Annotated in this window: 11 protein-coding genes; 4 read left to right on the top strand and 7 right to left on the bottom strand. The window is 64.0% G+C overall.

Features of this window, described 5'->3' with window-relative positions; all coding sequences use genetic code 11:
- Window positions 1–36 precede the first annotated feature (36 nt).
- On the bottom strand, window positions 37–621 hold the full coding sequence (locus ACOYW5_RS02330) for a DUF2076 domain-containing protein (protein ID WP_423067663.1): 585 nt from the start codon (window positions 619–621) through the stop codon (window positions 37–39).
- A gap of 176 nt (window positions 622–797) precedes the next feature.
- Here ACOYW5_RS02330 and ACOYW5_RS02325 point away from each other — a divergent pair, with 176 nt between their 5' ends.
- Entirely contained in the window at window positions 798–1,451 is a 654-nt protein-coding gene (locus tag ACOYW5_RS02325) for a sulfite oxidase-like oxidoreductase (protein WP_423067662.1), read from the top strand.
- Window positions 1,452–1,497: 46 nt separating this feature from the next.
- On the opposite strand, the gene ACOYW5_RS02320 is transcribed toward ACOYW5_RS02325, so the two are convergent.
- Both ACOYW5_RS02320 and ACOYW5_RS02315 read right to left on the bottom strand, forming a co-directional pair.
- Window positions 1,498–1,998, bottom strand: a complete 501-nt coding sequence (locus tag ACOYW5_RS02320; RefSeq protein WP_423067661.1) for a DUF1993 domain-containing protein — start codon at window positions 1,996–1,998, stop codon at window positions 1,498–1,500.
- Window positions 1,999–2,029: 31 nt separating this feature from the next.
- Entirely contained in the window at window positions 2,030–2,563 is a 534-nt protein-coding gene (locus ACOYW5_RS02315) for a hypothetical protein (protein ID WP_423067660.1), read from the bottom strand.
- Window positions 2,564–2,983: 420 nt separating this feature from the next.
- On the opposite strand from ACOYW5_RS02315, the gene ACOYW5_RS02310 reads away from it, so the two are divergent.
- Both ACOYW5_RS02310 and ACOYW5_RS02305 read left to right on the top strand, forming a co-directional pair.
- Complete coding sequence (locus ACOYW5_RS02310) at window positions 2,984–4,459, top strand: AMP nucleosidase (protein WP_423067659.1); 1,476 nt, start codon at window positions 2,984–2,986, stop codon at window positions 4,457–4,459.
- Window positions 4,456–4,923 (top strand): hypothetical protein, encoded by a 468-nt coding sequence (locus ACOYW5_RS02305; protein WP_423067658.1) that lies wholly within the window; start codon window positions 4,456–4,458, stop codon window positions 4,921–4,923. Before ACOYW5_RS02310 ends, ACOYW5_RS02305 begins: the two co-directional genes overlap by 4 nt.
- Here the strand turns inward: ACOYW5_RS02305 and ACOYW5_RS02300 are convergent.
- The 4 genes from ACOYW5_RS02300 to aspS form a co-directional block, all read right to left on the bottom strand.
- Window positions 4,908–5,198, bottom strand: coding sequence for a Dabb family protein (locus ACOYW5_RS02300; RefSeq protein WP_423067657.1), 291 nt, complete (start codon window positions 5,196–5,198; stop codon window positions 4,908–4,910). The genes ACOYW5_RS02305 and ACOYW5_RS02300 overlap by 16 nt on opposite strands.
- Entirely contained in the window at window positions 5,195–7,492 is a 2,298-nt protein-coding gene (locus tag ACOYW5_RS02295) for an NADP-dependent malic enzyme (RefSeq protein ID WP_423067656.1), read from the bottom strand. Before ACOYW5_RS02295 ends, ACOYW5_RS02300 begins: the two co-directional genes overlap by 4 nt.
- Before the next feature lie 76 nt (window positions 7,493–7,568).
- Window positions 7,569–9,164 (bottom strand): EAL domain-containing protein, encoded by a 1,596-nt coding sequence (locus tag ACOYW5_RS02290; protein WP_423067655.1) that lies wholly within the window; start codon window positions 9,162–9,164, stop codon window positions 7,569–7,571.
- A gap of 154 nt (window positions 9,165–9,318) precedes the next feature.
- A complete protein-coding gene (gene aspS, locus ACOYW5_RS02285; protein WP_423067654.1) occupies window positions 9,319–11,088 on the bottom strand; it encodes an aspartate--tRNA ligase in 1,770 nt (589 codons plus the stop codon).
- Window positions 11,089–11,261: 173 nt separating this feature from the next.
- On the opposite strand from aspS, the gene rnd reads away from it, so the two are divergent.
- Window positions 11,262–12,428 carry a ribonuclease D gene (gene rnd, locus ACOYW5_RS02280; RefSeq protein ID WP_423067653.1) on the top strand — a complete coding sequence of 389 codons (1,167 nt, stop codon included), beginning with the start codon at window positions 11,262–11,264 and terminating at the stop codon, window positions 12,426–12,428.
- Window positions 12,429–12,454 lie beyond the last annotated feature (26 nt).

Here is a 12,454-nt window from a genome sequence, read left to right as displayed (position 1 = left end):
CGATTCCGTGACGGGGCAAGCGCTTCGGGGTGATTGCTAGAAGTCGCCGCCCATGTCGAAGCCACCGTCGCCGCCGCCGAAATCGCCCCAATCCCCGCCGGAATCACCTCCGGCGTCCTGGTCGGCCCCCTGGTCCTGATCGTTGACATTGTCGTTACCGGCATCCTCCGGCGGCTGGTCGTTGGCAGGCGCATCCGACGCCTGGGCACTACCCGCACCGAGCAGCGAGCCGATCGCGCTGCCAAGCAACACGCCACCGGCGACGCCCAGAGCGGTCTGCATCGCCCCAGCGAGGAAGCCGCCACCGCCAAAGCCGCGCTGGAAGCCGGCATTGTTCTGAGTATCATCCTGCCGGTCCCAAGGCCCGCGCTGCGGCACCGGGCGGCGCTCCTCTTGGTGGCTCTGCCGCTCGAGTTCTTCGATGCGTCGCTCGGCGACCTCAAGGGCATGCTGCTGCACGAGGATGGTCTGGGCCATGTAGTACGGCGCGGCCGGCTGCCGGGCGATCTCGCGCTCGATCAGCTCCACGGCGTCGCGATCGCGGTCCGGAGCCTTCTGCTCGGCTGCGGCCAGGCGATCAAACAGGCCGTCGATAGCGCGGCGGTCTTCGGGGTTCAGCATTTCGGTTCTCCAATGTTGAACGACGACCCATCACGTGGGGACCGATGCGGGCCCCCACAATGGGTAAGGCCGGCAAAATCGGACATGCGCCCCGTGCAGCAGCGAACCGCAAGATCATCCATTGACTTGCACGCCGGGCGGGAGAAGCTCAGCACTAAGCTCAAGAGAGGCCGAAAATGTCCGACGACCTTCCCGAAGACAGCAAACTGACCAAGACGAAGTCTCGCTGGGCCGAGCTCGGCAAGTTCCTGACGGGGCAGCTATCCCGCCCCGAGGATGCCCGCCTCCCGCCGGGACAGCATCTCGTGAAGAACTGGCCGGTTCTCGACCTGGGCCAGACACCGAACGTGCCAAAGGAGGTCTGGCGCCTCGACGTCGCCGGCGAGGTGGAGCACCCGCAGAGCTGGAGCTTCGAGGACCTGATCGCGAAACCCCAGGTCGAGAAGGTGAACGACATCCACTGCGTCACGAGCTGGTCGCGATACGACAACCACTGGAAAGGCGTCACCACGCACGAACTCATGGATGCCGTCGGGGTCAAGCCCGAGGCGCGGTTCGTGCTCCTCACCTCGAACGACGGCTACACGACCAACATGGCCATCGAGGACTTCGCCTCGCCTGAGGCGATGATCGTCCATAGCTGGGAAGGCCAACCGCTGACACTCGATCACGGCGGGCCGGTGCGGCTCGTGGTGCCGCACCTCTATTTCTGGAAGAGCCCGAAATGGCTGCGCCGCATCGAGTTCGCCCAGCGCGATCACCGCGGCTTCTGGGAAGTCCGCGGCTATCACAATCACGCCGATCCCTGGAAGGAAGAGCGCTACTCCTGAAGTGCAGGAACTGATGAATGTTGCCCTCCCCCGCTTCGCAGGGGGATCAGCCGGTGAAGTCGCGCTTGCCGACCTCGACGCCGTTGTGGCGCAGGATCAGATAGGCCGCCGAGATGTGGAAGAATATCTGCGGCACCGCGTTCAGCGTGATGTGCTCGACGGCCGGCACCTGCTTGTCCTCGCCGCGCACCTTGAGCGTAAGCACCTTGCTCTCGCTCCCCGCGAGGTCTGCCTCGGAAAATGTCGCGACGAAATCCAGCCCCTTCTTCACCCGGTTGCGCAGGTCGGCCAGCGTCGTCTCGTTGTCTTCCCAGCTCGGCGGTGTCCGGCCAGTCAGGCGCGACAAGGCGAACTTGATGCGGTCGGTGCTCGATTGCACCTGGAAGGCCAGCGGATGCATATCCGGCGCCAGACGGGACGCGACCAGCACTTCGGGCCTGATCTTGCGAGCAGCCGCGAAGGCCTCCGCCTTTACCAGTATGGCGTCGAGATTGTTGAGATAGCGCGTGAACACCGGAACGGTGATCGCGTACATGGAAATGGACATCAATATCCTCGGTTTGGTCGGAAGGCGAAACTCACCAGCTGTGGTCCACGGACCTTTCGTGCGGCTGGAGCTGTGCGATGGCGGGCCAGTAGTAGTCCTCGGGCAGGACGACCGTAAAGTCGAACCGTGTCAACGAGGTGCCGTCGACGGCAACTTCGATCGAATGCGCGCCAACCGGATCCCCCACGGCGACGCACCAGGTGTGGCTGAACCAGCCGTCGGCATCGAGTTCGGGCGCAAAGCTGCGGGTCGCGACTTTGCCGTCGACCGAGATGTCGATGCCGTCGTTGGGATCGGTGGCGAGCGTGCCCCAATCGGCCAGAGCCACCGGCAAGGTCAGTATCTCCGTGGCTGCCTTCGGCGGTTCGCCGTCGCCGAGATGGACATACCAGTTGTAGCAGGCATTGTCGGGGAGGAGCGGCACGACGGTATCGTTCAGCACTTCGTCCGTGCCGGCGTACCGGAACGTCACCTGGAACACGGATTCGAGCAGTTCGGCGCCCGGCGCCGATCCAATGCTCGCGGCCACCCCCAACAGTGCTGCTCCGATGGCAATCCGCCGCATGAATCCTCCTTGTCGGAGGCAAACCATAGCCACTAGGTCGCTTGGTCGAAAGTGTCTTCGACAGAGCTCCATGAGCAAGACGTGAGGGTAACGCCGCCCTGTCACCCGGCCGTCATCGGGACAAAACAAGAGGGCCACGAACCATTTCTGGTTCGTGGCCCTGAGAAGTACCCGCCGCACTGTTGAGGGCTTGGGGGCAGCGGCAGATAGCTCCTCGCGGTTCACCGGTGCATGGGTCGTTTGCAGAATTCCAGTGAACTGCAATTAAGATGGGACATCGACCCGACATAAACAGCCCCCTTCACCGGAACTTGAACTTGATGAACGACCGGTAAGGTGACCCGATTGCCGAACCCCTTCCGCTCCCCTAAGGATGGCTTGCAAAGCGGTGCATCGCCCCGCATTGCCAACGAGAACACGATGGACACCATCACGCCTGCGGCGATGCCGCAGAAGGCCTTCACCGATCCGCATGCCGCCTGGGCCTATGTCGCCGAAATCTACAGCCGCAACACCGGCTTCATTCGCGACCAGCTGCTGGCGCTGACCCGCGGCCAGGTGCCCAAGGGCCGCGTCCGGGCGTTCTACCCGGAAGTCCAGGTCACCTCGCGCAGCTACGGCAAGACGGCCAGCACCCTGCCCTACGGCTATCTGCACACCCCCGGCATCTACCGCACGACGGTGACGGCGCCCGAGCTGTTCAAGTCGTACCTGATCGAGCAGTTCGATGTGATCCTGCGCAACCACGGCGGCGCTATCGAAGTCGGGGAGTCGACCACCCGCATTCCCCTCCACTTCGCCATCCCGACCACCGAGCGCATCGACGGCGAAGCCATCAACGCCCTGCCCATTCCGCTGCGTGACCTGTTCGACGTGCCCGATCTGCAGGACACCGACGACGAGATCGCCAACGGCACTTTCGTGCCCCCGCCCGGCGGCCCCTACCCGCTCGCGCATTTCACCGCGCCGCGCGTCGACTACTCGCTGCAGCGCCTCGCGCACTACACCGGCACCGAGCCCGATCACTTCCAGAATTTCGTGATCTTCACCAACTACGGCTTCTACATGGACGAGTTCGCCCGCGTGGCGGAGCGGTACATGACCGAGGGTCATCCGGAGTACGAGAGCTTTGTCGAGCCGGGCGGATACGTGACGCACAACAGCCGGCTGGGCGGCGGCAACTCCGGCGTCCGCGCCACGCGCATCCCGCAGATGCCGGCGCTCCACCTGACCCTGCCCAAGAACCGCGGCATCACCATCGTCAACATCGGCGTCGGCCCCTCCAACGCCAAGACGATCACCGACCATATCGCCGTGCTCCGCCCGCATGCCTGGATCATGCTCGGCCACTGCGCCGGCCTTCGCAACAGCCAGGAACTGGGCGATTACGTTCTCGCCCACGCCTATCTCCGTGAGGATCACGTGCTCGATGCCGACCTGCCGGTCACGGTGCCGATCCCGGCGCTGGCCGAAGTGCAGGTGGCGCTCGAGCAGGCGGTGGGCGAGATCACCCACCTCCATGGCATCGAGACCAAGCGCATCATGCGAACCGGTACCGTCGCCACCTTCGACAACCGCAACTGGGAGCTGCGCGACCAGGCCGAGATCACCCGCCAGCTGTCGCAAAGCCGCGCCGTGGCCCTTGACATGGAGTCGGCCACCATCGCCGCCAACGGCTTCCGCTTCCGCGTCCCGTACGGCACGCTACTGTGCGTCAGCGACAAGCCGCTGCACGGCGAACTGAAACTCCCCGGCATGGCCTCGGACTTCTACCGCACGCAGGTGGCCCGGCATTTCCAGATCGGGCTTAGGGCGATGGAGATTCTACGCGATCAGCCGCCGGAGCGGCTGCATTCGCGGAAGCTCAGGAGCTTTGCCGAGACGGCGTTCCAGTGACCAGGAGCGCCGGCGGATTTCACTCCGAGCTTTTGGCCTCGGTGCTGAAAGAAGCCGAGGAGGCCGGACGAATCATCGTCGAACCGTCCACTGCCGAATTCTTTGATCGGCTAACGGGGGGCTTCCCTACCAGCAGCTCAAAGATTGACTGGAGCAAAGTGCCGGGCGCAATCGGCCGCCTCGGCCCAGTCACTAGCGGCGACGTGCACATCTCGTTCGTATCGGCGATCCGCCGACGCCATCATCTTGTCGGACCAGTCGCCTACGCTGGCGATGCTCTGACCGAGATGACGATTAGGGGCGAACTGGACGAGTTGATCCCCCTGCTGCCCTCTTTGCTCGAGGTGCCCCAGCATCACTACCTCGCTGCGGCCAGCGGCGCGTGGTGCTTCTGCTTCTCGTTTGAGGGCAACTCGGACTTTGGCTTCGCGCCCAGTCGACCGGATCTTCAAACCGGCACGTAATCAATCTCCAGGAACCGCTCTACCTCGCGCTTCCAGCGCTCCTCGACGAACTTCACGTGCTTGGGATGCACGTTGTAGCCGTCGTAGGCGGCCTGGTCGGCGAACTCCATGGAGAAGCCGAACTCGTAGTCGTTCTTCTTTGAGACCTGGCGCAGCTGCTCGAACTTTTTGACGCCGGGGATTTCCTTGAGCACCAGCGCATCGCGGAGAAAGGCCTTCTCCATCAACGAACCATGTGCGTGCTTCAAATTGAATACGACAGTATGTCTGATCATGCGGCCCTCTCTCCCAACGCAACCGCTTCGCTGGCGGCAATTGCCGTCATATTGACGATTCCGCGGCTGGTGGTCGAGGGGGCGAGAATGTGCGCCGGCGCACGCGGTCCCATCAGGATCGGGCCGACGGCAAGGGCGTTGTTCATTTCCTTGAGCAGCGTCATCGACAGGTTGGCGCTGTCGAGGTTCGGGAACAGGAGCAGGTTCGCTTCGCCGCTGAGCACCGACTCCGGGATGTAGCGGCTGCGCAGGTCCTCGTTGAGCGCCACGTCGCCCTGCATCTCGCCTTCGAGGATCATGTCGGGGGCGATGGCCTTCAGCTTCTTGTACGCCTCGCGCATCTTGAACGCCGTGTCGCCGTCGCGCGAACCGAAGTTAGAGTAACTGAGCAGTGCCGCCCGCGCCTCGATGTTGAAGCGCTTGAGGTGGTCGCGCGCCTGCAAGGCGATCGACACCAGCTCGTCGGGCGTCGGGTCCATGTTCACGTAGGTATCGGCAAGAAAGAACACCCCGCGCGGCATGATCAGCATGGAGAGCGCCGAAGCGTCCTTCACATTGTCTTGCAGTCCGATGATCGAGCGAATGTCGCGCACATGCTTGATGTAGCGGCCCTGGAAGCCGCAGAGCATGGCGTCGGCATCGCCCCGCTTCACCGCCAGGGCGGCGATGACCGTCGTATTGGTGCGCACGATCGTGCGAGCGATGTCGGGCGTCACGCCGTTGCGGCCGACCAGCGAGTGGAACAGCGTCACGTAATCGCGATAGCGCGGATCGTCCTCGGGGTTGATCACCTCGAAGTCGCGGCCCGGCCGGATGGTGAGGCCGAAGCGCTGCAGCCGGCTCTCGATCACCTGCGGGCGACCGATGAGGATCGGCTGCGCCATCCGGTCTTCGATCAGCACCTGGGCGGCGCGCAGCACTCGCTCATCCTCGCCATCGGCAAAAGCGACGCGCTTGGCTTGCCCCACCACCCGGTCGATCACCGGCTTCATCACTAGGCCCGAGCGGAACACGAAGCGGTTCAGGCTATCGTGATAGGCTTGGAAATCAATGATCGGCCGCTTAGCTACGCCGGAGGCCATCGCCGCCCTGGCCACCGCCGGCGCGATGCGCAGGATCAGGCGCTGGTCGAACGGGTTCGGAATGATGTGATCCGGCCCGTAGACCGCCGGCTGGCCCGAGGGCGACACCTCGAGGCCGGGATCGTGCGCCAGCTTGGCAATCGCCTGCGCCGCCGCGAGCTTCATCTCCTCGTTGATGGTCGTCGCACCCACATCGAGCGCACCGCGGAAGATGAAGGGGAAGCAGAGGACGTTGTTGACCTGGTTCGGATAGTCCGAGCGCCCGGTGCAGACCATGGCGTCCGGACGGATTTCCTTGGCCACCTCAGGCATGATTTCGGGGTTGGGATTGGCCAGCGCCAGGATCAGCGGCTTGGGCCCCATCTTCTTGAGCATTTCAGGCTTCAGCGCGCCCGCTGCCGAAAGCCCAAGGAAAATATCCGCGCCGTCGATGACCTCAGCCAGCGAGGTTGCCTCGCTGTCCGGCCGGCAGAACTTGCCCCGCCATTTGTCGTTCACGTCGTTGCGACGGTAGGTGAGCAGCCCGTCCTTATCGGCCACCCAGATGTTCTCGAGCTTGGCGCCGAGAGCCAGCAGGATGTTGAGGCAAGCGATGGCGGCGGCACCGGCGCCGGACGTGCAGATCTTCACGTCCTCGATCTTTTTGCCCGCCAGCTCCAGCCCGTTCAGCACCGCCGCGCCAACGATGATGGCCGTACCATGCTGGTCGTCGTGGAAGACCGGAATCTTCATGCGCTCGCGCAGCGCTTCCTCGATGGCGAAGCACTCCGGCGCCTTGATGTCCTCGAGGTTGATGCCGCCGAAGGTCGGCTCCAGTGGCCGCACCACCTCGATGAACTTCAGCGGATCGGTCTCGTCGATCTCGATGTCGAACACGTCGATACCGGCGAATTTCTTGAAGAGCACTGCCTTGCCCTCCATCACCGGCTTCGATGCCAGCGCGCCAATATTGCCGAGGCCGAGCACGGCGGTACCGTTCGAGATCACCGCCACCAGATTGCCGCGCGCGGTGTATTTGAACACCGCATCGGGATCCCCCGCGATCTCCTCGCAAGGCGCCGCGACGCCCGGCGAATAGGCCAGCGACAAGTCGCGCTGGTTGCCCAGCGGCTTCGTCGCCTGAATCTCAAGCTTTCCGGGCTTGGGGAACTGGTGGAAATGCAGCGCGGCCTCGCGCAGCGCCTTCTTCTGCTCTGTCATATCGGACGACATCGAACCCTCCGGAAACGGAGTGTGTGAGTGCCACTAATCGCGGGTTATGAAAAGTACGATTAAGCGGCAGCCGTCCTCAGGCGGCAACGACTCGCATATCGATGGCCGTTTCGACTTTCCCCGCGCCGTTCAGCGCGACCGCGAGTTCCTTGAACGCGCCCGACTTCAGCGCCGGAGCGAACAGGTATCCCTGGGCATGGACGACGCCGCGTCCGCGCAGGTAGAGCGCCTGCGCTTCGGTCTCGACGCCCTCGGCGACGACCTCGGTGCCGAGATCGTGCGCCATGGTGATCAGGCCGTCGAGCACGGGCACATGGTCGGTCCCAGGCTTGATCATGTCCACGAACACCCGGTCGATCTTGACGATGTCAACACCGAGCGTCTGCAGATAGGCGAGATTGGAGTGCCCGGTGCCGGTGTCATCCATCGCGATACGGCAGCCGAGCGCGTGGAGGCCGGCGATGACGCTCTGCGCCTGCTGCATCTTCTCGATCGGCTTGCGTTCCGTGACCTCGAACACGAGCTGCCGGAAAGCGATCGAGGAATTCGAGAAGATAGTATGCACGTCGTCGACGACGTTGCCGTCGCGGAAGTGCCCCTCGAACAGGTTGATCGAGACCTTCAGCTCCGGCATCTGGTGGCAGAGCTCGTTGAGGTCGGCCTTCACCTGCTGCATCAGGCTCACCGTCATCGGCAGCGCCAGCCCGGTAACCTCGGCGTAGTCGATGAACGCCCCCGGCGGAACCACCTCACCGTTCCGCTTCTCCCACCGGCACAGCACCTCGCAACCGGCAAGGGCTCCGCTCCTGAGATTGATCACGGGCTGGTAGTAGGGCTTGAGCTCACCCGCCGCGATCGCCCGCTCAAGGTCGAAGGCGGGGAGGTCCGAGCGCCGCACATATTGCAACGCCAACACCAGGAAGGCGCCGGCCATCAGCGCCGCGACGATGGTGAAGCTTGCATCGAGATCGCCATAGTCGGCCCGCACCATGGCGAAGGGCACGGCGGCCGTGACGCGGATCGGCAGCTCGCCGGCGAAGCTCTGGGTGACGACGAACTCCGTGCGTTCGCGCTGGTCGTATGCTTTGGGGTCGCCGACAGTGATGACCTCGGTGCCGTCGGTCAGCGAGATGCGCACCATCGAGGTCGGCTTGAGCCCGCTCAGCAGGCTCTCGGCCTCGGCGGCCAGCAGCGGGACGAAGGCCGAGACCTTACGCGTCGTGCCGAAGGCTTGCGTGACCTTGAGCGCCGGCATCCGCAGGTCGCCATATTTGACCACCTCGATCGTCTCGGTCTGGTTGGGGACGGTCAGCGGCTTGGTCAGGGTCGAGTATTTCACGTCCTTGCCGATGGCGTCGCAGTACTGCACCCCGTCGCCGTTCTCGACCAGCACCTGCTTGAGGTAGAGGCTCTGCTCCATCTGGCGATGCACATTGGCGGTAAAGCTCGGCGTGCAGAGCGAAGGGCTATCGGCTAGCACCCAGCGCAGCGCCGAAGTCGCCTCATAGGCTGTCGCCTGGACACGCGACGCGATAGCATCGGCCGACTGCTGCAGCACGGCCCGCTCACGGACCCGCACATAGGAATCGAGAACGAAGTCCACCGCCAGCACGGGCAGGAACGCCGCGATGGCCGCAAGCAGCATCAGTGCATGCGAGTACTTCGACTTCACCGACCGAATCCGAACCCCACGGAACTAGGCAACATCTGCCTAGCGGCCGCATGGTTTACGGAGTGTTAACGACGGCGTCGCGGGAGTGCCAAACTGGTGCAGTCGGCGCATCCTCCCCCGCTGCGCAGGGGAGGATGCGCCGAAGCGCCCTTCCTTACGACTGCACGTTGAGCCGGATGCTCAGTTCGCGGAGCTGCTTGGGCGAAGCCGGGCTCGGCGCTCCCATCAGCAGGTCTTCGGCCTGCTGGTTCATCGGGAACAGCGTGATCTCGCGGAGGTTCTGCGCCCCGCACAGCAGCATCACGATGCGGTCTATACCGAAGGCCGCACCACCGTGCGGCGGAGCGCCGAACTGGAAGGCCCGGTACATGCCGCCGAACTGCTCCTCGACCTCGGCGCGCGACTTGCCGGTGATCTCGAACGCCTTGACCATGGTCTCGGGCAGCTGGTTACGGATCGAGCCCGACGCGATTTCGAAGCCGTTGCAGACCGCGTCGTACTGGTAAGCTTTGATCGTCAGCGGATCCTGGCTGTTCAGCGCGTCGATCCCGCCCTGCGGCATGGAGAAGGGGTTGTGCGCGAAGTCGACGCGCTTTTCTTCCTCGCTCCACTCATAGAACGGGAAATCGACGATCCAGCACAGCTTGTACTGATCGAGCTGGGTCAGGTTCAGGTCGAGCCCGACTTTCACCCGCGCCTCGCCGGCGAACTTGTACATCTTGTCCGGACGGCCGAGCACGAAGAACACGGCGTCGCCATCGGCAAGACCGAGTTGCTCGCGGATCGCGGCGGTGCGCTCCTCGCCGATGTTCTTGGCGATCGGGCCCGAACCGGCACCGTCCTTGAAGAAGATGTAGCCGAGACCCGGCTGGCCCTGCCCCTGCGCCCAGGCATTCATGCGGTCACAGAACGCGCGGCTGCCGCCGGTCTTGGCCGGGATGGCCCAGACCTCGACCTTGTCGTCTGTGGCGATCTGGTTGGCGAAGACGCCGAATCCCGAGCCGCGGAAGTGGTCGGTGACGGCCTGCATCTCGATCGGGTTGCGCAGGTCCGGCTTGTCGGAGCCATAGGTACGGATCGCCGTGTCATACGGGATGCGCGGCCATTCCTTGGTCACCGGCTTGCCGTCCGCAAACTCCTCGAACACCGAGGTGATCACCGGCTGCATCGTGTCCCAGATCTCTTCCTGTGTGACGAAGCTCATCTCGAGGTCGAGCTGGTAGAACTCGCCCGGCAGGCGGTCGGCGCGCGGGTCCTCGTCGCGGAAGCACGGCGCGATCTGGAAGTAGCGGTCGAAGCCGGCTACCATCAGCAGCTGCTTATACTGCTGCGGCGCCTGCGGCAGGGCGAAGAACTTGCCCGGGTGAATACGGCTCGGCACGAGAAAATCGCGCGCGCCTTCCGGCGACGAGGCCGTCAGGATCGGCGTCGAGTACTCGGCAAAACCGATATCGCCCATGCGCCGACGCATCGACGAGATCACCTTGGTGCGCTTGACGATGTTGGCGTGCAGCGTCTCACGGCGCAGGTCGAGAAAGCGGTACTTGAGGCGGATGTCTTCCGGATAGTCCGGCTCGCCGAACACCGGCAGCGGCAGTTCGTGTGCGACGCTCAGAACCTCGAGTTCGCGGATAAACACTTCCACCTGGCCGGTCGGCTGCTTGGCGTTCACGGTCTCGGGTGTACGCTGCTTGACCTCGCCATCGACGCGGATCACCCACTCCGAGCGCACCAGTTCGGCCGCGCTGAACGCCGCAGAATCGGGGTCGATCACGAGCTGGGTCATGCCGTAGTGATCGCGTAGGTCGATGAACAGCAGGCCGCCGTGATCGCGGACACGGTGCACCCAGCCCGAGAGGCGCACATTATTGCCCACATCACCCTGGCGAAGGGCGGCGCAGGTATGTGTGCGATAGCGGTGCATTTGTTCATCTCTCATTGTTGCAGGCAGGCGGATTCAGGGGCCGGACAAGCGCATGCAAGCCCCCGATTGTCAAGATTTCTGGGTGGGCGATGATCCGCGACCTTGATTCGATACTGGCAGCACTTGGATTCGCCTGTTATTCAGAACGCAAAGCCTTGTGACGAAAGAGTCTTATGGAGCTGATCACTACGACCGATGCGCTCGCCGCATTCTGCAAGCGTGCCGCCGGTTTCGAATTCGTGACGGTCGATACCGAGTTTCTCCGCGAAACGACCTACTGGCCGAAACTGTGCCTGCTGCAGGCAGCCACCGACGACGAAGCGGTCCTGATCGACCCGCTCGCCCCCGGCATCGATTTGTCGCCGTTCTTCAAGCTCCTCGCCAACGACAAGGTGCGCAAGGTCTTCCACGCGGCCCGGCAGGACATCGAAATATTCGTCAAGCTCAGCGGCAAGGTGCCGGAGAATATCTTCGACACCCAGGTCGCCGCTTCGGTCTGCGGCTTTGGCGACAGCGTCAGCTACGACAATCTCGTGCGCTCGATCACCAAGGTCGAGCTCGACAAATCCTCCCGTTTCACCGACTGGTCGGCCCGACCGCTCAGCGAAAAGCAGAAGACCTACGCGCTCGCCGACGTGACCCACCTGCGCGACGTCTACCGCGCACTGCTGAAGCAGGTCGACGATGCCGGCCGCTGGGACTGGGTGGAGGATGAGCTCGCCATCCTCGAGTCGATCCACACCTATGTCGTCCAGCCCGAGCACGCCTGGGAGCGTCTCAAGGCCAAGCTCAACAAGCCCCGCGACGTTGCCGCCCTCAAGGCACTGGCCGCCTGGCGCGAGCAGAAGGCGCAGGACACCGACCAGCCTCGCAGCCGCGTCCTCAAGGACGACGCGCTGATCGAACTGGCCATGCAGCACCCGCTGACGCCCGAGGCATTCGATAAGCTCCGCGCCGTGCAGCGCGGCTATGGGCGCTCCGCCGGCGCCGCCGAGGTCATCTCGATCCTCAAGGACGTCGAGGCGCTGCCCAAGAATGAGCTGCCCAAGCTACCCGACCGGGCGCGCGGTCCCTCGCCCAAGGGCGCCGTCGGCGACCTGCTGCGCGTGCTGTTGAAGTCGGTGTCGGAAGACAACGGCGTCGCCTCGCGCATCATCGCCACCTCAGACGACATCGACGCGATCGTGCTCGACGACGATGCGGACGTCGCGGCGCTGAAGGGCTGGCGGCGGAAGCTGTTCGGCGACAAGGCGCTGGCGATCAAGCACGGCAAGCTCGGCCTCGCCGCCAGCAAAAAGGGCGTCATCGAGATCGAGATCATCGACGACGACGAGGAATAGCGGCGCCGGAGCGCGTGGCCACCCCC

Source organism: Devosia sp. CN2-171 (assembly GCF_049354815.1).
Taxonomy (GTDB): Bacteria; Pseudomonadota; Alphaproteobacteria; order Rhizobiales; family Devosiaceae; genus Devosia_A.
This window is presented reverse-complemented; position numbering and strand designations above follow the sequence as displayed.